The sequence below is a fragment of the Psychrobacillus sp. OK028 genome, assembly GCF_900103605.1.
In the GTDB taxonomy this organism is placed as follows: domain Bacteria; phylum Bacillota; class Bacilli; order Bacillales_A; family Planococcaceae; genus Psychrobacillus.
Genome location: NZ_FNHY01000006.1, coordinates 118,758 through 143,802, shown reverse-complemented (window position 1 = coordinate 143,802; position 25,045 = coordinate 118,758). Strand labels below are relative to the sequence as shown.

The 25,045-nt window shown below is 35.8% G+C and carries 22 protein-coding genes and 1 pseudogene; 13 read left to right on the top strand and 10 right to left on the bottom strand.

Features of this window, described 5'->3' with window-relative positions:
* Positions 1 to 141 precede the first annotated feature (141 nt).
* Positions 142 to 471, top strand: coding sequence for a hypothetical protein (locus BLR36_RS11765; protein WP_093061927.1), 330 nt, complete (start codon positions 142 to 144; stop codon positions 469 to 471).
* Positions 472 to 578: 107 nt separating this feature from the next.
* Here BLR36_RS11765 and BLR36_RS11760 read toward each other — a convergent pair whose 3' ends face one another.
* The 6 genes from BLR36_RS11760 to BLR36_RS11735 form a co-directional block, all read right to left on the bottom strand.
* Positions 579 to 1,880 (bottom strand): sensor histidine kinase, encoded by a 1,302-nt coding sequence (locus BLR36_RS11760; RefSeq protein WP_093061926.1) that lies wholly within the window; start codon positions 1,878 to 1,880, stop codon positions 579 to 581.
* A 38-nt stretch (positions 1,881 to 1,918) separates the two neighbouring features.
* Positions 1,919 to 2,953: a sensor histidine kinase gene (locus BLR36_RS11755; protein WP_254771394.1), complete on the bottom strand. Its 1,035-nt coding sequence runs from the start codon at positions 2,951 to 2,953 to the stop codon at positions 1,919 to 1,921.
* A 569-nt stretch (positions 2,954 to 3,522) separates the two neighbouring features.
* A complete protein-coding gene (locus BLR36_RS11750; RefSeq protein ID WP_093061925.1) occupies positions 3,523 to 5,121 on the bottom strand; it encodes a M20/M25/M40 family metallo-hydrolase in 1,599 nt (532 codons plus the stop codon).
* Positions 5,122 to 5,183: 62 nt separating this feature from the next.
* Positions 5,184 to 6,560: an amino acid permease gene (locus BLR36_RS11745; protein WP_254771403.1), complete on the bottom strand. Its 1,377-nt coding sequence runs from the start codon at positions 6,558 to 6,560 to the stop codon at positions 5,184 to 5,186.
* Between the two features lie 183 nt (positions 6,561 to 6,743).
* Positions 6,744 to 7,511: a dimethylarginine dimethylaminohydrolase family protein gene (locus tag BLR36_RS11740; protein ID WP_093061923.1), complete on the bottom strand. Its 768-nt coding sequence runs from the start codon at positions 7,509 to 7,511 to the stop codon at positions 6,744 to 6,746.
* 12 nt (positions 7,512 to 7,523) lie between these two features.
* A complete protein-coding gene (locus tag BLR36_RS11735; RefSeq protein ID WP_093061922.1) occupies positions 7,524 to 8,396 on the bottom strand; it encodes a dimethylarginine dimethylaminohydrolase family protein in 873 nt (290 codons plus the stop codon).
* A 148-nt stretch (positions 8,397 to 8,544) separates the two neighbouring features.
* Between BLR36_RS11735 and BLR36_RS11730 the strand changes: the two genes are divergently transcribed.
* From BLR36_RS11730 to BLR36_RS11720, 3 genes are all read left to right on the top strand, one after another.
* Entirely contained in the window at positions 8,545 to 9,282 is a 738-nt protein-coding gene (locus tag BLR36_RS11730) for an IclR family transcriptional regulator (protein WP_093061921.1), read from the top strand.
* Positions 9,283 to 9,685: 403 nt separating this feature from the next.
* A complete protein-coding gene (locus BLR36_RS11725) occupies positions 9,686 to 10,279 on the top strand; it encodes an RNase A-like domain-containing protein (protein ID WP_175454062.1) in 594 nt (197 codons plus the stop codon).
* Between the two features lie 20 nt (positions 10,280 to 10,299).
* Positions 10,300 to 10,581 (top strand): hypothetical protein, encoded by a 282-nt coding sequence (locus tag BLR36_RS11720; RefSeq protein WP_093061920.1) that lies wholly within the window; start codon positions 10,300 to 10,302, stop codon positions 10,579 to 10,581.
* A 767-nt stretch (positions 10,582 to 11,348) separates the two neighbouring features.
* Here BLR36_RS11720 and BLR36_RS11715 read toward each other — a convergent pair.
* From BLR36_RS11715 to BLR36_RS11710, 3 genes and pseudogenes are all read right to left on the bottom strand, one after another.
* Positions 11,349 to 12,539 carry a M14 family zinc carboxypeptidase gene (locus BLR36_RS11715; RefSeq protein WP_254771393.1) on the bottom strand — a complete coding sequence of 397 codons (1,191 nt, stop codon included), beginning with the start codon at positions 12,537 to 12,539 and terminating at the stop codon, positions 11,349 to 11,351.
* Between the two features lie 405 nt (positions 12,540 to 12,944).
* A pseudogene (locus BLR36_RS19245) lies at positions 12,945 to 13,070 on the bottom strand (DUF3427 domain-containing protein); the annotation flags it as partial.
* Between the two features lie 461 nt (positions 13,071 to 13,531).
* Positions 13,532 to 13,960, bottom strand: a complete 429-nt coding sequence (locus tag BLR36_RS11710) for a very short patch repair endonuclease (protein ID WP_254771392.1) — start codon at positions 13,958 to 13,960, stop codon at positions 13,532 to 13,534.
* A gap of 132 nt (positions 13,961 to 14,092) precedes the next feature.
* Here BLR36_RS11710 and dcm point away from each other — a divergent pair, with 132 nt between their 5' ends.
* The 3 genes from dcm (at position 14,093) to BLR36_RS11695 (ending at position 17,976) form a co-directional block, all read left to right on the top strand.
* A complete protein-coding gene (gene dcm / locus BLR36_RS11705; RefSeq protein ID WP_093061918.1) occupies positions 14,093 to 15,352 on the top strand; it encodes a DNA (cytosine-5-)-methyltransferase in 1,260 nt (419 codons plus the stop codon).
* Positions 15,353 to 15,430: 78 nt separating this feature from the next.
* Positions 15,431 to 16,816, top strand: coding sequence for a Sau3AI family type II restriction endonuclease (locus BLR36_RS11700; protein ID WP_093061917.1), 1,386 nt, complete (start codon positions 15,431 to 15,433; stop codon positions 16,814 to 16,816).
* A 5-nt stretch (positions 16,817 to 16,821) separates the two neighbouring features.
* Positions 16,822 to 17,976 carry a PDDEXK family nuclease gene (locus BLR36_RS11695; protein ID WP_093061916.1) on the top strand — a complete coding sequence of 385 codons (1,155 nt, stop codon included), beginning with the start codon at positions 16,822 to 16,824 and terminating at the stop codon, positions 17,974 to 17,976.
* A gap of 126 nt (positions 17,977 to 18,102) precedes the next feature.
* Here BLR36_RS11695 and BLR36_RS19155 read toward each other — a convergent pair whose 3' ends face one another.
* The gene (locus BLR36_RS19155; protein WP_256371029.1) at positions 18,103 to 18,225 is read right to left on the bottom strand and encodes a hypothetical protein; all 123 of its coding nucleotides are present in this window, start codon (positions 18,223 to 18,225) and stop codon (positions 18,103 to 18,105) included.
* A 322-nt stretch (positions 18,226 to 18,547) separates the two neighbouring features.
* On the opposite strand from BLR36_RS19155, the gene queF reads away from it, so the two are divergent.
* From queF to BLR36_RS11665, 6 genes are all read left to right on the top strand, one after another.
* Complete coding sequence (gene queF / locus BLR36_RS11690) at positions 18,548 to 19,048, top strand: preQ(1) synthase (RefSeq protein WP_093061915.1); 501 nt, start codon at positions 18,548 to 18,550, stop codon at positions 19,046 to 19,048.
* Between the two features lie 229 nt (positions 19,049 to 19,277).
* On the top strand, positions 19,278 to 19,949 hold the full coding sequence (queC, locus tag BLR36_RS11685) for a 7-cyano-7-deazaguanine synthase QueC (protein ID WP_093061914.1): 672 nt from the start codon (positions 19,278 to 19,280) through the stop codon (positions 19,947 to 19,949).
* Positions 19,946 to 20,485: a VUT family protein gene (locus tag BLR36_RS11680; RefSeq protein ID WP_093061913.1), complete on the top strand. Its 540-nt coding sequence runs from the start codon at positions 19,946 to 19,948 to the stop codon at positions 20,483 to 20,485. The genes queC and BLR36_RS11680 overlap by 4 nt, the downstream gene beginning before the upstream one ends.
* Before the next feature lie 300 nt (positions 20,486 to 20,785).
* A complete protein-coding gene (locus BLR36_RS11675; protein WP_139185092.1) occupies positions 20,786 to 22,150 on the top strand; it encodes a S1C family serine protease in 1,365 nt (454 codons plus the stop codon).
* Between the two features lie 360 nt (positions 22,151 to 22,510).
* Positions 22,511 to 24,250, top strand: coding sequence for a sensor histidine kinase (locus BLR36_RS11670; protein ID WP_093061911.1), 1,740 nt, complete (start codon positions 22,511 to 22,513; stop codon positions 24,248 to 24,250).
* Positions 24,250 to 24,978 (top strand): LytR/AlgR family response regulator transcription factor, encoded by a 729-nt coding sequence (locus tag BLR36_RS11665; RefSeq protein WP_093061910.1) that lies wholly within the window; start codon positions 24,250 to 24,252, stop codon positions 24,976 to 24,978. Before BLR36_RS11670 ends, BLR36_RS11665 begins: the two co-directional genes overlap by 1 nt.
* The last annotated feature ends 67 nt before the right edge of the window (positions 24,979 to 25,045 follow it).

Here is a 25,045-nt window from a genome sequence, read left to right as displayed (position 1 = left end):
TGGCTGAAGCCGCAAAAAATGCCTCGGACTCATTAGCTAATCTATTACCCTACGGACGTAGTTTTCTCTATACGTTTTACTGATGATATAATATGCTACCATTAGTAAAGAGTATCAGATATTCACGCATGGAGGATTTAAATGATTGAAGTAATAACGGTAGTAAATATGTTAGTGGAAGTAAAAAACACGAAAGAGTATGAAAAAAGGGTAGAAAAAATTTTGCGGTCAAAGACTCGGTCGATTCAACATATAGAGACGATTAGTATGTCTGAACCAAATGAAAAAATGATCGTAAGTGCTTTGGTGAAGTATAGAGTCCTCATAGAAGAGAGAATGGAAAACAAGTTTATAGATGATTATGTGGGTCTCGTTCTCCCGATGTTTTATAATCGTTTTAAAGCGATGCCAGTAAGCAATCAAATTTATAAAATTTCGAGGATCAAAAAAGAATATGGCGCTCGGCGTTAATATTTGTTTGGCACGTAGGGAATCTAAACAGACATTTTAACAATTAAAAATAGACTTGTAATCGAAAATGAGACAAGTCTATTTCATTTATAAGTTTTTGGGGCTTATTAGCTCATAACAAGTTCCTTCTCTGCTTCCTTTGTTTCTACCGCTTCTAACAAAGTAGATGATAAGGAAGGGAACTTAAATTCAAATGTCGTTCCTTTTCCAATGCTACTCTCTACATGAATTGTACCATTCATAGCACGTACGATACTGTACACTACCATGATGCCGAGACCTGTTCCTTTGTTTCCTTTTGTTGAATAATAGGGCTCACCTAAACGGGTCACTTGTTCAAGTGTCATACCTGAACCAGTATCTTTTACGAGAATGCTTACAGTTGTTTCTGTGCTCTCCGTTTCAACCGTTAATATTCCTCCTTTTGGCATTGCTTCTATAGCATTTTTCATGATATTTACAAAGCATTGATGAAATTTTTGTTTGTCTCCTATAATCTTCTCTCCCATTGAATAAATAGAAACTGTTTTGACCGAATTTTGCTTTGCCAAAGGTTGTAGCATTTGAACTACTTGTTCTAGTTCTTCCTGAAGAAGTAGGGGTTCCATCGATTTAATTTCAGGATTAGAAAAATTCAAATAATCTTGAATGACTCTTTCAGCTGATTTCAGCTCGTTTTTAATTATGGAGAGGTATTGAGTATGGTTTTCTTTTGAAATAGCATCATTTTGCAAAAGTTGAACAAAACCAATTGCTGTTGTCAATGGGTTACGAATTTCATGACTAATAGCTGCACCCATTCGCTCAACAGCCTCTAACCGTTTGGTTTTCATAGTACGTTGGCGCAATTGAATAGTCATAATAATTTCTTCAATAATATAAGAAATAATTCCTACTCCAATTGGTTGAATGACTAAAAAAACAAACCAAACTGTGGAACTACTCTGAGGTAAGTGCCATATTCCGAATGAAAAAGTTTGGGCAAAACTGAACAGAAATGTTACGCCTACCGAAAAAAGAATTCGCTGCTTAGGAGAGCACTTTAAAAACCAAGGAGAGATTCGCCAAAAAAGAATAGCAAGTCCTCCATAATAAAGAACGGTCATCCAAAATCCATAATCAATTCCCAAAAAACCTCTTACGAGCATAATGAATGCAGCCAAAAAAGGGCCTAAGCCCATATACAAACTGCCGATAACGAACGGAACTTTTCGTAAATCAAAAACGACATTAATGCCTTCTAGTTGGTATGTAAATAGAAAACAGAGGATTAAACTAATTATTAAATAGATGATGAAAATAGGTTGGTAAGACCAAAACCTTTTCGACTTTTCTGCTAATAAAACTCCTGAAAATAGTAATACGATTAACAAGGATAAGTTGAAAAAGAAATATACTGTTAATTCCAAGATATTATTCCTCCAATACTACTTTATGCAAAAAAGATCTATCTTTTCTTTACCTTAGTTTTATGTAGCTTAAAATGAAATCGGGAGATGGTACCTTTGCCAATCTCACTTTGAACTTCAATTGTTCCTCTCATAGCACGTAATATACTGTAAGCAACCATCATACTGAGACCAGTTCCCTTGGGACCCTTCGTAGAATAATATGGTTCTCCTATATGTTTAATTTGTTTTTTACTCAGTCCAATTCCTGTATCTTGTATAGAAATAATTATCTTGTTCTGAGTAGCAATCGTCTTAATTATTAAGTCACCGCCAAAGGGCATGGATTCGATCGAATTTCTTATAATATTAATAAAGCATTGATGGAATTTAGATTTGTCTCCTTGGATCGTTCCATAGGTAGAGAAATCAGTAGAAACCTTTACTGAATGATAATTAGCCAGAGGATGTAGTAATTTTAAAATATGCGTTAGTTCTTTCTGAATATCCAGTTCTTCTATTGATTCAATAATTGGTTTAGAAAAGGTTAAGTAATCTTGTATGACACTTTCTGCAGAATCTAATTCATTTTTGATAATGGAGAGATATTTTGTTCTTTTATTATTATCAAGTGAAACTTGATCGAGGAGCTCGATAAATCCAATTGCTGTAGTTAATGGATTTCTAATTTCATGAGATATTGCAGCCCCCATTTGTTCGACTGCAGCCAACTTTTCTTCGATTATTAACTGTTGTTGCAACTGCTGATTCTTTTCTCTTATTTCAATGAGGGAAGAAATCATGGCAACCCCAAGTGGTGGGACTATTACGTAGGCGATGAATATGTCTATAAATTGTTCAGGTGATACTTTGTTGAATGCTATAAATAAAATTCCGATACTTACCAGTAAAGTAATACCGGTGGAAAAAAGTATTCGTATATTAGAAGTGAGTTTTAAAAACCATGGAGAAATATACCATATAAAGAAACTAAACACGGTATAAAATGCAACTCCTATAAAGAATCCTACGTCTATTCCGTGGAATCCACGAAAGAAAATCACCAAAAATCCTAGTATAGGACTGAACCTCAAATAGAGACCGCCCAATATAAAAGGAATTATCCTCAAATCTAGAGAATAACTACTTTGTATGGGATAAGAAAATAGAGAACAGAGTATAAGCGAAAAAACAAAATAAAATAAGCTTGCTCGTTTGTGTATATGGATACTACCGATACTCTTATTTAATAGAAAAAAAATAAAAAATAAAATCATTAATAAGGAAAGATTAAATAGAAAATGCATTGTTATAGTTCCCAATATATACCTCTTCTAATAATTTTTATAAATTTATAGTAACGAAAAAATATGGAATATACAATACTTGTTTGGTGAATATTCAGAAGATTCTTCAGGAAATTTGTTTAAAAATGGCAGAAAATAATTGGTGGAAGGTACCAATTTCAAAAAAACAATTCTGATTTTATGAGGAACTGGTATCTATTCATTGTCCACAAGCGAAAAGGTGAGTAGGCAAGAGGGGTAACCAATGAAATTATATTTTTAGAGTCAGAAGTATCATCTGCGCCTAGCACCAGTAAAAGTTCTGTAATAACTCAAAAAAGTGACACCAGATGCAATTTCTGATGTCACTTTTACTATCAATATAAGCTTTTCAATAGAGTTTCTAGCATGACCGGCATTTCGACGAATGCACTGTCTACATGTAGTCTTTCTGTTCTTTGATGTGCATCTTTACCGAATGGACCTACATTTAAGACAGGACCTTTTAGCTGTGCCATGTCTTCAAATGGAATGCTATATTTGTCTCCCCAAACGGGCGTGTTGTTTTCGAATGCCGTCCAGCCATTGCCGTCATCTTCATAGTTCAAGTAGCTTAAATCACATATTCCATTAAAATAGTGAATTTGGTCAATTTTATTCTCAAACGATTGAGCTGATTTCTTCATCAACTTTACCGCTTCTATAATTAGCGGATCTTCGGATGTATTAACGGCTGGGTAGTATGGAGGTGCAAATAGAATCACTGTCGCAGGTGCCAGTTCTTGGCATTGAATCATTAAGTTATCAACAATTCTCAATGATTTCTCGCGATCATCCCAATCATCCTGTACAAGTGCTTCTTGTTTCAAGCGTTCTACTTCCTCAGCACCGAGCTTTGTATTTGCATATGAGAGCAGTTGTTCATAACGTAGTACTTTGACTGTCCCTACGCCTTTTACTTTCTCCCGTTGGCAAATTTCCTGGTAATCGGTATTTAGAGCATCCATCGCCTCGGTTGCAACTTGTTCAAAAAGATCCATTATTTCTGATGCAGTACGTTTAAATAAAAACACATTATACAACGACACAGCACGATAAGGGGTTTGGGTCGAATAAGACATCTTCAAATCCTTTTGCTGCAAAGAGACTGGAAGAGGAGTACTTTCCCCGTGATCCGTCTCACGAAATAAAGAATTCCACTCCATACGTTGCGTCAAATAGGATGCAATATAGTTCGCCGTCATTCCTTTCATCGGCTCCCCAACATGCGTCTCTTTCCCATAAAATAAAGCAGCAGGCATAATTTTACCGATAGTTCCCGAATAAATATACTCTGCAATATCTGTAGGGTTTTGAGAAAAGGATGGTTCACTATTCAAAAACAATTTATAAGTTAACCCAAATTCCTCACGAAGACGTACTAACTGGGTTACCGCTGCACGCATTCCAGCAGAATTCACTTCCTCGTCTGGAACAGTAGTCAATACTAGATTGATTGGCCATTCCTCGACACTCGCTTTTTCTAATAATTGCATATGAAGCGCTAGACCCATTTTCATGTCCATCGTGCCTCGACCAAATAAATATTTACCAGTTTCTAGATCGATACGAGCGGATTCTGGTAAATCACTTGGATTTTCCATTAACTTCTGTGTAAGCTCTTCAGGAAAATAAGCGAGTGGTTGCAAAGATCCATACTCCTCTGTTTGAACAGTATCAAAATGACTGATTAACACAACTGTTTCCACTGCATCCGAGTGTTTATACAATGCAGTAACTGCATGGCGTCCCAGTCCTGCATCGTGCAGCTGTAGATGGCTCGGGTGTTCCTGAAAATACTTCAATTCTCTCAACTTATCTAATACTCTGGGAGCAAAAGTAGTTTCGCCTTCTGTTAATGTAATACTATCCCAACTAACAAGTTCGCATAATAGCGCTCTTAGTGATTGTGGTGGACCCCATAATAATTTACTCATTTTAATTTCTCCTTTATTACTGACACAAACAAAAAACACGAAAGATTCAGATATATTTACTTTTAACTCTCTTGAATGACTTTACTACTCGCTACAGCTGCTTGTTTGTTTTTCTTCTCTAACCTAAATTTATAAAAAAGCATACAAGCGATGAAAAAGCCTACTCCATAATAGAGACCAACTCGCTGTGTTGGATCGAACGCTAAAAATACTAATATCAGTAAACAAAACGCAATACAAAATAGCGGAATAAACGGATAGAAGCGAACTTTATAACCCAAGTCTTCTAGTTGACCACCGTTATTCACATATTGACGACGGAACATTAATTGGGAAGCTGCAATCCCCATCCATGAAATCGTGACAGAAATTCCTGCAATCGACATTAACAGCACGAAAACTGTATCCGCCTCCATTACACTTGTCAATAAGGACAATAAAGAGAAAGCCATCGTGAATAGTAAAGCGTTAAGTGGAACTTTTCGTTTAGATAGACGACCAAACACTTTCGGAGCCATGCCTTCTTTAGCCATCGACCATAATAAGCGTGTGGATGCATACAAACATGAATTCCCTACGGACAAAATGGCAGTTAAAATAACAAAATTCATAATACTACCAGCGTACGGTATTCCAGCTAAATTCATTAAAGTAACAAACGGACTTTCAAGCAACCCGAGTTCAGATGCTGGGAAAATAGCTGATAATACAATAATAGAGGCAATATAAAACACAACGATTCTAATAATAATAGTTCGAATAGCTTTTGGAATGTTCTTTTCTGGGTTTTCTGTTTCTCCCGCTGCAATACCGACTAACTCTGAACCTTGGTAGGAGAAGATAACATTCATCATAGTCACGAAAACTATAACAATCCCAGCTGGGAACAATCCTGCAGGTGCCAAATTAGTCGCAAAAGGTGTCACTCTTTCTTCCAACGGTATAATTCCAAAAATTGCTGCAGCCCCAATAATTATAAACAGAACTACCGCAACTACCTTAATACCTGCAAACCAAAATTCCGCCTCGGCAAAAGCTCTTGTTGTAAGCGCATTCAAAGCAAATAATAAAACCATGAAAATTGCACACCATATCCAGATTGGAACGTCTGGAAACCAATGCTGCATCAGTATTCCAGCAGCTGTAAATTCCACACCAGCAGTAGCGGCAGAACCTACAAAATACATCCATCCAAGTGAAAACCCTGCAGATGGACTAATAAAACGGGTCGCATAAGTCTGAAAAGAACCGGTTACCGGCATATAAACAGCAAGTTCGCCCAGACATACCATTACCATATACAAGATTAAACCACCGAATAAGTAACCAAGCATAGCCCCTCCCGGACCAGCCTGATTAATCGTATAACCTGCATTTAAAAATAATCCGGTCCCAATTACTCCACCAAGTGACAGCATAAATAAATGACGACTTTTCATCGAGCGATTTAATAGATTTTGTTGTGTTGTATCCCCAATATTAGACAAAAATATTCCCTCCCCCATACAATCTATTTAACTAAACCAACGCTACCTCACTGTTAATCAATTATTATGAAATCATTATGGGTGCAGGGCATCCGTAATGATTTTGAAATACTAGTCTTTAATTTTTTTTTTAAGTTAAAATCTCAAGGATAAGCAACTTAGACCACCATCTTGTTTGCGAACCTCTGACATATCCAACTCAATAGTCTCGAAGCCAGCTTCGTTGATTTTGCGTTTCGTTTCGCTATAACCTGCTGGAATAATGACATAATCATTAACGCGAATACAGTTCGCTGAGTATTCATCCTCTGCAGATATAACAATTTTGTCATAAGAATCAAAGTCTGGGTGATCAACAAATTCACCGGCAACTACCATTTTATTGTTTCCTAAATAAGCGATACCTGTTTTTAAATGGAAGAATTTTTGTAACGGAATGATAGTTGCTTCAAATCCTTCGCTTTCAAGAATTTCTTTTAACTGACGCGCTCCTTCTTCGTTTGTACGCTCAGAAATACCGATATAAAATTTATTATCTGCTTGTAAAATATCCCCCCCATCAAGTGTTCCAGGTGATTTAATGTAATGAAATTTTTTATAAAAATCTTTTAAAACGCTTTCAATTTCAACAATTTCACCATTTCTAGATTCAGCGCCGGGATTTGTAATTACAGCAAATTCGGATGTTAGCACGGCAGCATCTTCCACAAACGTCGAATCCGGAAATTCTTCACTTGCTGGTAGTAGTGTTACTTCAACTCCACATTTTTTCAACGCTTCCACATATGCCTCATGCTGAACTAATAGTTTTTCATAATCTGGGTTTCCAAGATCTGACGTTGTTAATCCCTCTACATAGCTTTTACCAGGTGTTTTTGCGATTACTTTTGTAAATTTACTCATTTTATTTCCCCCTTAATTTCTAATAACTGGACTTGTTAGACATGTTGGACCACCAGTGCCTAATACACTGATTTCACGTCCTTTGTATTCATAAACTGTTGCGCCTGCATCGAGCAACTGTTGTTTAGTCAATTCATTTCCTTCCACTATTACACAAACACGCGGTGCAAGCGCTAGTACATTACATCCAAGATTATCGTACTCTGCTTTTAGTACCTCTACTAATTGAATACCACGACTTATTAGTAACTGACGGAAGAATACGGGCATCAGTGGTGAATGCACCACCGCCAAGTCTTTATCAACCATGCTTATGAAAGACATCAAATGTAAGCATTCTGCCTCTCCCTGATCATGCGGAAGCTGTACAACAATAAACTCATCTACATACGGTGCTGTTATTTCTTTGAGTTGGCGAATTGCTTCGTCGTTTGTACGGTATCCTCGGCCGACAACGATTGTTTTATCATCTAACCAGACGATATCTCCACCATCTGATACTGCTTCTCCAGTTAACTCTCCAATAATAGGAATCTCTTTTTCCTTGAGAAATTCTTTGTAAACGGCTGCTTCAGGCTGTCTTAATTTCTTCCCTGATTTTAAGATAATGGCACCAGCTGGCGTAAATTTTACCGGGTCATGCGCATAGATAGAATCTAAACCTACTTTGTCTGACGCTGGAAGATAGTCGATTTGAGGTACATGCTTTTCTAAAATTTCAATGAAAGTTTTATATTCACGCACCGCTTCTTCAAAATCTGGTTCCTCTAGATAATTGAACTTTTTCCACTGCTCCGATAAATGTTCTTGACTAATAAATGCATCGTTTGGATGCTTTACAATTACTCGCTCTAAATGTTTATACATGGATGAGTTATAAACCATTACCATTCCTCCTTTTCCGCATATCGGAAAACATTTCCGTATAACGGAAAGATTATATTTAAAATATATGTGTTTCATGATATGATGTCAATATATTTCGAATATTTAAATGCTATTATTTTTGAATAATAAAAAGGTGGTTACTTACATGCAATCTATTACCCGTGCTATGACTGTCGCTAAAGTTTTGGCAAACAATACCAATGAAAAAGGAATAAGTATATCCGAGCTTTCTAAACAATGTGAGCTCCCACTTAGCACGATGCATAGATTATTGCAAGCTATGATTAAACACAGCATGGTCGAGCAAGATGAGCAGTCTAAGTTGTACCGTCTTGGAGTAGTTTGGCTAGAGTATGGTTTAAAGGTGTACGATACAATTGACTATGTCAGCAAAATCAGACCAGAGCTGGAACGCTTATCAAGAGAGGTAGAAGAGAGTGTCTATTTAAGTAAGCCTATTAGTACAGAAGCAATGATTGTAGAGCGAATTGATAACGAAAACAATTCAATTCGAATCTATGATCAACTAGGATTACGTATTCCAATGCATATCGGTGCTGCCAATAAGTCTATGCTTGCAGCTATGCCTAGATCCCAATCTGAAAGTATTTTGTCACAGCTATTACCACCCGAAAAAATGCAAGAGTTTCTACAAACACTCGACCAAATTTCAAAACAAGGTTATGCAACTAGTCACTCTGAGAGAACGGAAGGCACATCTTCTATTGCAGTTTCTATTACAGATAGTTTGGGACAAGTCATTGGTGCTGTCAGCGTTGGCGTCGTCAGTTTTAATCTAACGGAAGAACGTCTCGCATTCCTAACAAGTAAGGTAATCGAGACAGGTAATAATATAGCTTTGAGGCTAAGGTCTAATAACTGAAACAGCTAATGAAAGAAATGTTGTTTGCCCTTGTTTATTTTGTATGGTAATAAAACCGACATTAAGACACAACTCCGAGAGAATTCTGAATAATTTATAAATGCTTTAATATATCGATATTAAACTCAAACACAATCCCTTAGTTCAAGTAACTAAGGGGTTGTGTTAATTTTTTTATTTGAACTACTACTCTCTATGATCTACCATTGTGATTTCTGAATCATAGTTATATTTTTAGTTCAGAACCTTTTAGATAATTTTAGTAAACCTTAAGTTTTATTTTTACGGTTCAGATACCCTAATCGACCCACAAACAGGAGACTACCTACATACTTTTGAAGGAAAGAGAAAAGTAGTTGGTGGGAATGGACCAGGAGCACCGGATGGGTTAGCTCCAGTTAGTATGTTTACCTTCGACTTCTTTACAGAGGATCTTGCCACTTTAATTAGTCATGAATCAATAGTAAATGAGAAATTAGCTGCAGATGTTTTTACCTTTGGTAAACCATTAAAGATTGTGGATAGTGGCCATGATTTGTTGAAAGCTGGGGAAAAAGCTAAGAATCTTGATAAGGGTACGGGTAAAGTTAGTCCTGATATAATACGTAAAGTAGACAACGATATTCTTGATAGAATGGAAACTGTTGGAGGACATACATTAGAAAGGCATGTTGGTAAGACCAACGATGAGCTGATTAAGAGGGCGATACAAGAGAACGTTGAAGCAGCTACATCATTTACTGATAAAAGTACAGCAATTAAAGGTATTCAAGAAAATTTGCGTAAGAATGCAGATGATATTGCAGAATGGTTAAATGAATCTGATACAGGGAGAAAGATGTTTGACGTTTCACATAAAAATCCAATAGGAAAAGGAGCTCTGGAAGATAAAAAGCAGGTTATTTACGACCTAACTAATTCTAGAGTAATCTTAATTAGAGATACAACCAATGAACTGGGGTTTAGAATTTTAACTGGTTTTCCAGTTATTAAATAAGTTTAACAGGTGGGGTTATTTTGAATAAAGAATTGAAATTTGAAACGTTTAAATATTTTCTTGAATGTTATTTTAACGTTAGTGCAAACTATGATGAATTAGGGGAAATTATTAGTGATTTTAATTCATTCGAAAATATTAAATATCGCAAAAAACTTCAGGCAGAGTTAGAGCTAATTTTGCAACTTGAGGATTGGGATATTGTTCAGAGGTTCGTTAAAAAATATGGTATGAGAAAGATGAATGAAGAGAAACTAAAATCTTTAATTCAGGCTATTTCGGAGAATTTAAATTCTGAATGAATATAGTGTAATAGATGACAAATATAGCACTTAATTGCCACTTAAGGCAATAGGTGTTTTTTTTTATGAGATAATTATGTTTTGGACAACATGATTATGCTTATCTGATATTCATAGCTCATGAAGATAGGGAGTGGTATAGATTCCGTGCCCCTGTGTTAGGAACATTCGCATTGTTTTTAAAGCAGCATAAATCTTTGATTATAAGAGAGTTGATCCTAAGTTTAGGGTATCAGGTTCTAAAGCAATTCTAAAATGTATTAGACCCTGATACCTTTTATTGATTATAAATATGAAAATGACCGAGTAACTCTTTTTTATTGGTTTTCTTAGGATGTATTCTGAAATGAGAAAGAACATGAGGAATGAAAGGGAACTAATAGAAGTAAAAAAAGTAAATTAACTCTAAGTGAATTAAAAAATAACTGAAAAAATACGATTAAAACACTAAACGCAATTAGCAGTAGATTTTATAAACTTAATGAGGATGTAAAAAAAATTAAGAACTTGTTCAAAGGGGAAGAGGTAATCATCGAATTGTTTGCAGTAGAAAAGGAACAGAAAAATGATGGTTTTTCCTTGAACGTGGTTTTGGAAAATGAGCCTCAGTGAAGTAAAAAACGCTATCTCGAAATTTAAAAACCTATCAGTTATTACCATGCTGGTCTAGGAAATAGAGGTATGAAAAAATCGAGCAGGGGTTCTGAAATTAACCCTTGCTCGATCTTTTTTGGCTTAATCCTAATCTCATCAAATAGGATTAATTATTAAGAAGGTCTACTAGATGTCAGTGGAATCTTTTCATAATCTTCCGGATTCAATTTTTCGACTGATTCGTCTGCAACTCCTTTGATAATTGCTTCGAGTCCAAGTTCAACTGATTTAACAAGTTGTCCTTTTTCCTTCTGTCCCATCATTTGTGTTTGTCCTCTCACCTCAAAAAGTACAGTTCCACTTCCATTCAGTGCATAACTTCCAAGTGCTGTACCTGGAAGATCAAGCCCTTGAGAATAGAGTGAAATATTCGTGAACTTTGAGTTTCCATAAGATTGAAGTTCGTTATAAGCTGCTACGTTCAATTGTCTTGAAAAATCATAGTTGTAGTTATCAGCGAATTGGGCATATTTTGCTCCTTTAGGAGTGTTCGGATCTGGTACGAACTGTGCAGATAGTGACAGGGTTACTTCATCCGAAGTGCCGTCCACATAGTACATCCCTTGATGATGTAAATCCACGAAAACATCTACATTTCCATATTCCGCTTTTAATGCTTTGTATACATCACGAGAAGTTTGCGATTCAGGTGTGATAAACCATCCAGGCATATTAGATGCTCCTGGGAAATCTTGTGCTGTTGGAACATAGTTGAGATTTGGATTAAAATCTCTATTAACATCGAAACCTGGGTTCTCCCCGTAGTTATAGCTTTGACTAATTCCCCGGTCTAAATAGTTCCAAGAAGGTTTAGCGCTTGCCAGTTGCGGGAAATCTTTCACCACTTCATCCCATGTCATGCTATTGCGTCGTTTATCGCCTTCGGATGCATCTGGATTCATCATTGGCATTAAGACAAGGGTAACTTCTTCACGTATTTTCTTCGCTTCTTTTGAATTTGTAGAAAGGTTTTTTAATAGATTTAAAAGGGCGACCGTCCCAGTTTTTTCGTTTCCATGAATTTCACTTTGAATAAGAATAACCTTGTCTCCTGTTCCAACTATTGCCGTGTAAATATCCAAACCTTTATTTGATTGCCCAACGACCTCTAACTGCACAATACCATTACTTGATTTTTCAATCTGTTTAAGGCTTTTTTGGAGCTCACTGTGACTGATAAAACCAGAGATAGAGTACTCATGGTGATGCGTTTCTTGATTTACAGTACTCACTGCATAAGCGGGAAGAGCCAAGCTTGTACATAATCCTAAAATACCAATGGTACTAACTATTTTTTTCTTCAATACGTATCCTCTCCTTCTTATTCTTAGAATCGTTAATAGAATAACAAAGTAATTTTTAATAGTAAATATATTATGAATATTTGAATAATTAGTAATGCAATACCTTCGCTCCGCAAGAAATATATGTATCTTTAGTGACACGAAGGAATAATTATTTCGCCTACCAAAACAATTAATTTTATAGGTCAAAAATACTATCCGGAAATTACTAAAAAGTATAGGGATAATAAAGACTCGCATGCTTTCTGGGTTAGGTATCTTCAAAATTAGTGAAAGAGTTTCCTTGAGAACATTCACCTGGATCATAGGGAGTGGGGTGCAGCAATTTTCGGTTTGACCTAATTGGATTCTAAAGTTAGTGTACTGCGGGTAAACCGACGAAATAAATAGGGCTAAAATTTCATCGCCATATGTTACGCTCGAATCTACTTCTTCTTTTTTATGATAGGTTACAAAAACTAGACAAGTGCCATGCTTTACACGATAACCATACATGGAGGAGGAATCGTCCTTTGCACAATTTAACAAACGACAAGTATCTCTTCATGAATTTTTTTGTAGAGTCAATGACCATCTTCGATTATATTGTTTATTTTTGATTTGAACACAGGGAACTAGTTAAAGTACCAGATTCTGAAACGATTTTGAATTATATTAGAACCTGTTACTATACTAAATTTGACAAAGACTTATTTGTTTTATGTTCCTCTGAATCCTCGGAACAAGGTGCTGTCACTTGGTTTGGGGACTTTTATGAGTGTTTTTATCGATGATTGACTATAATAGAGGAAATATTGACTTTAATAGAATAATGTTTAATTAAAATTAGTGAGTGCTCGACTTATTATGAATAATAACTAGTGTAATTCTGGGAGAAAGTCATGATTTAGAACGCATTTAGATAAGATTTTTACTAATGAATACTTTGCTAAATATAGAAAGCTCGATGAATGTCCTTTTATATTCTACCTACAAAACAAAAAAAGGAATGTTTACTGCTTTTTCTTTTCATCTACAAAATATTCAATTGTTTTTACTACCCTATCTAAATCGTTTTTAACCTCGTGTTCCCAGAAACGCAGAAGTGTCCAACCTTCTTCAGAGTAGTGACTTGAAATATCATAGTCCCTTTCGATATTTCGATTAATTTTTTGATGCCAAAAAGAAGTGTTTGTTTTCGGCATTTTAAAATGAGTAGGACAACCATGCCAATAACAAGAATCCAGAAATACTACAATCTTTAAATTTGGAAAAGATATATCTGGTGTCCCCAATAACCTTCTATTGTTTTTTCTATACCGATATCCATCTTTCCATAATGCATGGCGGACCATTAATTCTAACTTTGTGTCTTTTCCTCTATTACCACTCATTGTTTTAAAAACAGCCTGACTCGAAGCTTTAGGTACATTTTTCGACATAATAGCACCTCCTCTAATAATAATTCCTTCTATTAAGTTATTTAAAACTAATTTCTAAAAACGAGTAAAAGATCTTGATCTTTTCTTCAAAATGTTGTATAATAGATTGAAACTACGAAAGGGTGTTCGTATATGCAAAATTCTAAAATTAAAGTAATTGAATTGTTTGCGGGTGTGGGCGGATTTCGCTTAGGGCTACAAAAAGCGAACCCCGAATTATTCGAAGTAGTTTGGGGTAACCAGTGGGAGCCTGCTCGAAAAGCACAAGATGCTTTTGAGTGTTATGTGCATAACTTTGATTCAGGAATACATTCAAACGAAGATATAACAACAGTTTCAGACGAGACTTTTGTAGATTTAGAGCCAAATTTAATAGTTGGTGGTTTTCCATGCCAAGATTATTCTGTTGCACGTACTCTTTCTGGAGAAAAAGGTCTACAAGGTAAAAAAGGTGTTTTATTTTGGGAAATCAAGAGAGTAATTGAAAATACACAGCCAAAATATGTTCTATTGGAAAACGTGGATCGTTTATTAAAATCACCATCTTCTCAACGTGGACGAGACTTTGCTGTAATGTTGGCTACGTTTAGAGATTTAGATTATACCGTTGAGTGGCGCGTAATAAACGCAGCAGAGTACGGGTTTGCTCAAAGAAGAAGAAGAGTTTTTATTTTTGCATATAAAAATGGAATTGCTTTTGATAAACAACAAAGTAACCATTCAGAAGACCAAATTGTTTTTAATGAAGGGTTCTTTGCAAAACCTTTTCCAGTAGAAAATGAACCATACCAGGATAGAATAACTTCAGTTACTCTTCCTACTGATATAGTTTCATTGTCGGATAGCTTTTCTTTTGGTTTCCACACTGCTGGATATATGAAAGACGGGGAAGTTTTTACTACTCATGTGATTCCAGTGGAACGTAAACCAATTACTTTAAGAGATATTTTAATTGAGGAAACGGAAGTAGAAGAAAAATTTTATTTGTCTGAATCGCAAATAGAAAAGTTCGCTTACCTACGTGGACCAAAGAAAATTGAAAGAATAAGTGCTGAAGGGCATGTATATCAGTTCTCTGAAGGAGGGATGTCTCCTACAGATGATTTGGACAAGCCTGGAAGAACCATGCTGACAAGTGAAGGTTCAACCAATAGAAGCACTCATATAGTGGAGGTGAATGGACGGAAACGTTTTTTAACACCTTTAGAATGTGAGCGACTCAATGGGTTTGACGATAATTGGACAAACACTATGTCTGATCGTATGAGATATTTTTGTATGGGTAATGCGTTAGTTGTTGGGTTAATAGAGCTTATGGGAAAAAGGATTGAAGAAATAGAGAAAGCTAATATTCAAACCGAAGTTCAATTGGAGTTGTCATTACAGGGCTGATACTAAATGTATCAGCTCTTTTCTTATTTATATGGTAAAATTATGTTAATAATCTGTGAAAGAAGAAGGGGTGTTTTTATGATTTATGAAACTGAAGAAGCACTTTTATATAAAGCGAAGGAAGCGGAAGGGAGAACTTTTGGTGAGATTGATCAAAGTGGTAGAATCTCTAATCCTAAATCGAAGGGACAACTTGGTCAAATAATTGAAGAAAGTTTCTTTGGTTATGAAGTAAATTCTAAGGCAGAAGCAGATTTTGCAAATTTAGGAATTGAATTAAAAGTAACTCCACTTAAATTAAATAAAAATAAAACAATTTCAGCAAAAGAAAGATTAGTCTTAAACATCATAAACTATCAAAAGGAAGTTATGACTACTTTTGAAACCTCAAGCTTTTGGAAGAAAAATCAAAGAATCTTACTGATGTTTTATCAATGGCATCCAGAAATCCAAAGATCAGAGTATCAAGTCATTAGAAGTCATCTTTTGACTTATAGTGAAGAGGACTTACTTATTATTAAGAAAGACTGGGAGTTTATAGTTAACAAAATAAAAATAGGGAAAGCTCATGAACTTTCTGAAGCAGACACTGTCTATTTAGGAGCATGTACGAAAGGTAAAAATAAAGAATCATTGAGAGCACAACCCTTCAGTCCTATTTTAGCGATGCAGAGGGCATATAGTTTGAAAGCTAGTTACATAACTGGAGTAGCAAGAAAAATAATTAAGAACGATGATTTAGTCTCAATTTCAACTAAAGAAGAACTAAAAAGTAAAACCCTTGAAGAAATTCTGCAAGACAGATTCCAACCTTACATTGGGAAGTCTCTTCTTAATATTGCATATGAAAAAGAAATTAAGATTAATAAGTCCAAGAGCTTTGTTGCAGAATTTGTTAGTGCCTTGCTAGGTATTAAAGGAACTAAATTAAATGATATTGAAGAGTTTTCCAAAGCCAATATTCAGTTTAAAACTATAAGATTGGAACCAAATAGTTTACCAAAAGAACACATGTCATTTAAAAATATAGATTTTATAGAGTGGTCAAATGAAGATTGGGATGAAAGTTGGTTAAAAAACCATTTTGAACAGACTAAATTTTTGTTTGTTATTTTTGAATTTAAAGAAACTGAAAGAGAAAATAAGAATAGGGAATTGTATTTTAAGGGGATAAAGCTTTGGAATATGCCTATAAATGAAATTGATGGTAGATTAAAAGATTTTCATCTGAATCTTCAGCAACAATTGCTATCAGGTGTACATATAGAGTTGGTGCCAAGAGGGAAAATAATCGTGGCTAAGAATGACTTGCCATCGTCGGGTTCAAACGGGTTATGTCATATTCGACCAAAAGGTAGGGATGGACAAGATAAGACCCTCCTACCTGATGGACAAATGATTGCCAAACAAGCATTTTGGTTAGATAAGGAATATGTTACATCAGTGATAAATAGAAAGGAATAAATTTGATGGCAGGCTATATTTTTACGCTCAATAGTATAGATTCATTAAACGAAATAATATCCAATGGGGTATATAGTACAAATTTAAATATTCCATTAAAGAACATTTGGGGAATCTCTCACGAAGGTACACTCACTGATTATTTATCAATGACCGAAGGAGACAATGTATACTTTTTTATTAAAAGAAAGATTTATGGGATTGGAGAACTTATAAATATTAATGGTGACTGTAAGCATTTGAATTTCCCGGGTGCAGATATACCGATTGCTGAAAGCTATTCCAAACTAAAAAATAAAATGGTATTAAATAAGTCGTCATTTAATCTGGGGAATCGTTTTATTTGTACTTTTAAAAGTTCCCCTAATTTTTTTAAAAACGGAATTGATATGGATGATGTTCTCTCTTCGAATCCAAGTGCTTTCAAAATGATAAGAGTGCTTTGGAAATTATCATTCATCAAAATTGATGATATTGAAAATAAAGCCTTATTTGATATTATCCTTAAAACGAATGAGGAAGATTTAGATAATCCACATAATATCTTTGCATCATCAAAAAAATTACATAAACGGTCAGAAAGGTTGATAAATGAAGACTATAAGATGAATTCCTTTAATATTTTAAATTTGGCTTCTGTAGGAACCAAAATTAAACATGAAATGGCTATTGAGGCAGGAATAGTGGATTATATTAAAAACACACCAACTGGAATTTTTGGTAGATGGGATTATATATCTCATCAAGTAGTGGCCTCTCCTTTTAAACCAGTTGAGTACATGGACAAAATGGATGTCTTTGGTTACAGATTTATTTCTCCTTATTCAACGGTTTCAAAGTATTTAGCAATTGAGATAAAAAAAGATGTAGCAGATTTAGAAGTGATTAATCAAATTATGAAATATGTTGATTGGGTCAATCAAGAATACAGTTTTGGTGATTATTCCATGATAGAGGCATATGTAGTTGCACAAGATTTTCCGGAAAGTGTCTTAAAGTTAAAGGAGGATGTTGGTAAACGGAACTTTGTTATAGGTAGGCGTCCTGCTGTTACTAAATATTGGGCTAATTTGAAGCTCATTAAATATGTTTTTAATGAGAGTAAAAAGGAACTTGAATTTAGTGAAATTGTAAAATCAAGCGATAAAGCTATAATGTAGACCAAAAGAAAAATGAATCAAATATTTCGCTGTTGCTTAAGAAATAACAAAAAGTAGATATCTCTACATAAGTAGAGGTATCTACTTTTCTATGTTTCTGAATCTCTTTAATAATCTAAATCTCTCCTAGGCTAAGATAGTTTGTAGTATTAGCTTCAATAACTCTTCTGTTGTTTCTGGTAATTGTTCAGGTAAGCTTAATGGATTTTTCATTGCTGTTCCTCCTTTAATCTCGTATTCTATTAACAATATAGTCAATCTAGTTCAAATTTATGCATGATATTATAAAAAAGTTTTGGAATCTCATAATAGGAGATTTGGAAGTTCGTTTGACTAGAATGCCTATTTGACGTTTTGGCCAATATTCTATATTATGGTTGAGTACCCGTACTTGACCGGGAGAGGTTCATAGCTTATACCCTCTATAAAAAACTATGGATACATGACTATTCGCCATGTCCATATTATTTGGACGTGGCTTTTTTGTTCTTATCCTTTTGTTTGCATAGATTAGTTTGTGAAGCCTCTTTTGAAAGTGTTGGGAAACATTTTTTATAGGAGGTTTTTTATTATGTCTGGAAGAAGTCATGATGAAGGTTTGAAGGATTTAACGTTATTAGGTAATCAAGGCACAAAATATTCATTTGATTATGCACCTGAGGTGTTGGAGTCTGTGGATAACTTACATTCTACTCGAGACTATTTTGTTAAATTTAACTGTCCAGAATTCACAAGCTTATGCCCAATTACAAATCAACCGGATTTTGCGACGATGTATATTTCGTATATTCCGGATAAGAAGATTGTAGAAAGTAAATCGTTAAAATTGTATTTGTTCAGCTTCAGAAATCATGGTGATTTCCATGAGGACTGTGTAAACATTATTATGAATGACCTAATTGAATTGCTAGACCCAAGATATATTGAGGTTTGGGGGAAATTTACTCCACGTGGGGGAATTTCGATCGATCCCTGGTGTAACTATGGTAGACCAGGTACGAAGTATGTAGAGATGGCGGATTTCCGTTTGATGAACCATGATCTATACCCAGAAAAAATTGATAATCGCTAAAATTTAATAAGAGGTTAATTAGCTACCCTCTTAAGAAATGCGGAAGAGCCTATGCAAGCCCCGACTAGCGCTGGAAGGATTTCACGTAAAGATGTCTTCATGCCTTTACTGAAAGCCTGAAGCGACTCGAGGGGCTAGGCGCTGGAGCTAGACAATCTTAAAAAAACTAAGAAGACAACAGCACTCCTTCTTAGGGTGCTGTTTTGTCGTTATAAGGGAGTTTTAACGGATGAAGCAGGAAAAAGCAATTATTGTGTTTAGTGGTGGACAGGATAGCACAACCTGTCTGTTTTGGGCGAAGGAACGTTTTAAAGAGATTGAAGCAGTGACATTTGATTATGGTCAAAGACATAGTATTGAAATCGAATGTGCACAGGAAATAACTAAGGAGCTCGGTGTAAAGCATCACATACTGGATATGTCGCTTTTAAATCAACTAGCACCGAATGCATTGACACGAGATGACATAAAAGTAGAGGAAGGTGAAGATGGTCGATTGCCGTCAACTTTTGTACCTGGTCGAAATCTGCTGTTTCTATCTTTTGCCGGTGTTTTAGCAAGCCAGGTAGGAGCGAAGCATATCGTGACTGGCGTGTGTGAAACTGATTTTAGTGGCTATCCGGATTGCCGAGATATTTTCGTGAAGTCCTTAAACGTAACATTAAATCTTTCAATGGATACTACCTTTGTGCTTGATACACCGCTCATGTGGTTGAACAAAGCGCAAACTTGGGAGCTTGCCGATCAGCTTGGGGTTCTGGAGTTTGTTCGTAAGAAAACATTGACCTGTTATAACGGAGTAATAGCGGATGGCTGTGGGGAGTGTCCAGCGTGTAAGCTGAGAAATAAAGGACTGGATGAGTATTTGAGTTCTAAATCTACTGGAGGAGTAACATCGTGAGAATTCTATTTTATTTAATATCTATTGTGACCGCCAATGTCGTGACAGCGGCCTTTGCGCCATTACAGTTTGGCATGTTTATCGTACCTATGGGAACGCTGTTAATAGGAGCGACTTTCATCTTCCGAGATCTTGTACAAAACAAATATGGAAGGAAAAAGACTTACTTATTCATTTTTATAGCATTAGGACTTTCCGCATTAGCTTCTTTTATGTTGGGGGATACTCTATTAATTGTGCTTGCTTCAGCAATTTCGTTTGTTGTCGCAGAAACAGCGGATACAGAGATTTACACAAGATTGAAACTACCAATGGCTTGGCGTGTATTCTATAGTGGGATTGTTGGTGGATTCCTAGATTCAGTCATTTTTGTTGTGATTGGGCTAAGTCCGCTTGGAGCGAATTTTCTTCCATGGGAGGCAGTACCAGCTGCTATTGTAGGACAAATAATTGTGAAAACCGTTATTCAAATGATCGGTGCACTTATTTTGAACCAAGTTTATATAGTGAAGGAAAAGCGTCTTCTATCTGAATGATTATAAAAAAAGTGAATTAACATAATTTAGCCTTCCGTACATTTGGAAGGCTATTTGCTGTTTTAACTTTTAAGTATACGACTCACTTAGTGCCAATCGAATGTATATATTCATTAATAGAATTAATACAAATACGGGGTCAATCAGGCATTGGATGTTATATGTAAATACCGTATAATAAAAATAGATTAATAAAAATACTTAAAATACCAATAGTTAAAGTACATAGGTACACTAGTCAAGAAGGTCCATTGATATAGTATTTTATAAATGTATAAGGATATAGGTGGAGGTAAGGTAATGTATTGTTCCAAATGCGGAGTAAAAAACAATGACAAAGCAAACTTTTGCGCTGGCTGTGGCGAAAGTGTAAATCCCACTAAAAATGGGGTTAAAAGTATACTGATTGCTGGAATCATCTTTTTTTTGATAGCGCTTGGTGGGGTTGGCTATGGGTTTAAGGAACTTGTCTTTACAGAAAAGGAAGTGGTGGGAGAAGTTGAAGGAGAAAGTCCTCCAATTGAAACCACAACAGCATCGCCAGTTACAGCTAAGGCTAAGGCTAAAGTAAAGGAAAAAGAAACAGAAACAGAAAAAGTAAAAGAAAAAGAAAAAGATAAGACACAAGTAATACAGGAAACAATGCCAAAAGTGTTTACGATTCTCACGGAGGAAGGTCAGGGTTCTGGATTTCTATATGGCAATGGAGGACACATTGTCACTAATGCACATGTTGTAGCAGGATACACCAATGTAATCATACGGAATTCTGCTGGGAAAGAAGCCGAAGCACAGGTTATTGGTATCTCGGATCGGTCGGATGTAGCACTCCTTTTATCGAAAGAGTATGCACAAGTAAAACCACTTATTACGGAAGCTGAAGACTCAATTATTGGCACAGAAGTCATTGCTCTTGGAAGTCCTCAAGGGTTTGAGAATTCAGCTTCCATCGGCTATTTAACGGGAATTAATCGAGACATGGAACTAGGTTTTGTTTACGAACATTTATATCAAATTGATGCACAAATCGACAAAGGGAGTAGTGGAGGTCCACTAATAGATGCGAAGACTGGAAAGGTAATAGGCATTAACTCACTAATCTATAAAGAAAACAATTTGTTTGGGTTTTCTATTCCTATGAACAGCGTGGCAGGTCTAGTGGATAGTTGGATCTCTAATCCTATGAGTGGTCAACAGGTCGCTTCTTTGTTTGGTGTTTATGAAGAATATACATATAGTGAAGAAAATGTTTCAGATGAAACGTATGAAGATGATTACACTGAAGATGAATGGAATTATTTCACTTTTGAAACGGATTCTTTGGCCAATTTCATTATTTCGTTTAGAGAATATTACGAGATGGCTCTCGATGCCGAAGATTTTTATTGGATTAGTGATATGTTACAACCAGATAGTATTGCCTATAATGATTTAGAAATATATATACAAGATATTGCAGGACAGGGAATGACCTTTGACTTCACTAGTAATACTATTACTGGCGTAGAGATGTACGATGATTATGCACTAGTTTCCACTAATGAGGAATTCGATTTTATAAATGCTGCTGGAGAATATATGTATTATAATCGGAATAAAGTGTACACGGTAATAATCGATAGCTCCGGTTATTATCAAATCAAGAACATAGAAATTTACGATTGAAAAATAACTCTTTCATTTTAACCATAAAAAATAACCCTTCCTTGAGTTAGCGCTCGATGGGATATACTGTAAACCATTAGCCGATCCCCGGGAGGGAACGTCTATTAGCTTTGACCGCTTAGTGATAGAACATTAAGCGGTCATTTTCATTGTACTCAGTGCGACTGTATTATTTGTATTTCAATAAATCTTTATTGCCTGATGCAGCCATCCAGCTTATGGTGAAAGATTGTTGACAGCAAACTCCAAGAAGACATAAGCCGTTCTATTCTCCTTAACTGAAAATATAGATATTCTTATTCTCACTTATTTCAAGTATAATTTAACTAATCTGTTTTTAAAAAATAAGGTGGGATTCCGTTGTTGGACTTGCTTGTAATAATGCTTGAGAGAGTTGGTATGATTGTTACAGTAGCTTTCATTTTGACTCGTTTTCAGTTTTTTAAAAACTTAATATATCGTGATAAATTGAATCGCAAGCAGGAGATTACGGCGATTTTGTTTTTTGGATTCTTTGGTATTGTAGGAACTTATTTTGGAATTGCACTCGATACGAATACACTGCATTTTAATAGTGTATCCCAAGTATTAACATCTGAGGAGGCAATCGCAAATTCGCGTGTCATCGGCGTAGTCGTTGCGGGTCTATTGGGTGGCTATCGTGTGGGGATTGGTGCAGGTCTGATTGCAGGTATACATCGAATGACATTGGGTGGATTTACAGCTATCTCCTGTGGTGTTTCAACAATCATTGCAGGATTGATTGCGGGTGTTTTTTACCGGAAAGGGAGAGCGCTTAAGCCACTCACTGTATTTGCTATCGGGGCATTAACAGAAGCGATGCAAATGTCTATGATTTTGTTGGTATCTAAACCATTTGAGCAAGCACTTACACTAGTTAAGGTCATTGGTATCCCGATGATTTTAGCGAATGGTGTGGGTGCTGCGTTATTTATATTAATCGTACAGAATGTGATCAGCCAACAAGAGAAAGTAGTAGCATTGCAGGCGCAGAAAATGTTACGCATTGCCAATCAGACGCTAAGCTACTTACGTACAGGTATGAACACGGACACGGCACAAGCCGTTTGTAATATTCTGTTTCGTGAATTACAACCAAGTGCTGTTGGCATGACCAACCAAACGGATATTCTTGCTCATATTGGACTAGAGAGTGATCATCATAAAGTCGGTAGCTCGATACGAACCGACGAGACGAAAGATGTCATTCACCATGGACAGGTGGTAGTTGTTAAAGATGGCACTATTCACTGTGATTATCCTGGTTGTAAACTAGGAGCAGCAGTCATTGTCCCACTCGTTCGACGGGGGGAAACGATTGGTACACTTAAGTTGTACTATCCATCTGAAAAAGTTATCACAAATGATAATATCGAATTAATCGTTGGATTGAGCTCGCTATTAAGCAACCAACTGGAAATGGCCGAAACTGATTATGCTTATCAGTTGGCAAAAGAGGCTGAGATAAAAGCGTTACAGGCACAAATTAACCCCCATTTCTTGTTTAATTCGATGAATATTATTGTGTCATTAATACGTACAGATCCTGATCAAGCTCGTAAACTACTGACGTCCTTATCCTACTTTTTGCGTCAAAATGTTACGGGGACAACTGCTTCTCAAATAACACTAGAGCAAGAGTTGTTGCATGTTAAAGCTTATTTAGAAATTATAGAAGCTAGATTTATAGATAGACTAACCATTTTATACGATGTGGATGATCTTTTATTGTGTGAAAAGATTCCTCCGTTTACATTGCAGCCAATTGTGGAAAATGCTATCAACCATGGTATTAAAGACATGGAGAATAATAGTGTTGTTCAAATGACGGTGCGAGACATTGATGGAAAAATTGAAATTAAGGTGGAGGATAATGGGAAAGGGATTTTACCTGAGCGACTCGCCGTTTTAGGCAATATGGAGCTTGAGTCTGAATCGGGAACTGGTGTTGGACTATTTAATATAAATCGTCGCTTGCTCATGACGTTTGGCGACTCAGCAGCTTTAACGATTTCAAGCAAAGAGAATGTAGGGACAGCTATTTCCTTTAGAATTCCTAAATTGGGGGTAGACGTTTAATGGGAACGATTAATGCGTTAATTGTAGATGATGAACGATATGCACGGGAGGAATTAAAGTATTTACTATCTAAGTTTCCGAACGTACAGGTGTTTGCGGAGGCTGAGAGTGGGGAGGCTGCTGTTTTAAAGGCACTACAGCTTCAACCGGATGTTGTGTTTCTGGATGTCGAGATGCCTAAAATGAACGGAATAGAAGTAGCTAAAACTTTAGTGAAATTAAAAAAAGTACCACTCATCATTTTTGCGACAGCTTATCCCCAATTTGCAGCGGAGGCTTTTCGAATTAATGCAGTCGACTATTTATTGAAACCGTATGATGAAAGACAGCTTAATCAAACGATTGAACGAATTGAAAAGATGCTATCTCCTGCACAAACGGTTGACAATCTAGAGAAGCTTGGTAAATTGGCAATAGAAACAGGTGGCGATATTCATTATATTCTGCCGCGAGAGATTTTGTATATATATCGAGATGACAAAGTAACGAAAATCGTTACGCAAACTGAAAATTATGATGTTCGGACAACGTTGAAAGAGTTAGAAAGTCGTTTATCACCATTTTCGTTTTTTCGGATTCATAAAGGATATCTCGTAAATCTGAAGTACGTCAGCCGATTAACTCCATGGTTTAACGGTGCATATCAACTTGAATTAGAAGGGTTAGATCAGAAGCTTTCGGTTAGTAGAAATTACGTGAAGGATTTACGGAAGCGTTTGGAATTGTAAGAACCTGTTATCCACCGCTATTTGCATGTTAAACTCTTAAAATTGCATGTTAGCCCGAAAAAGTCCT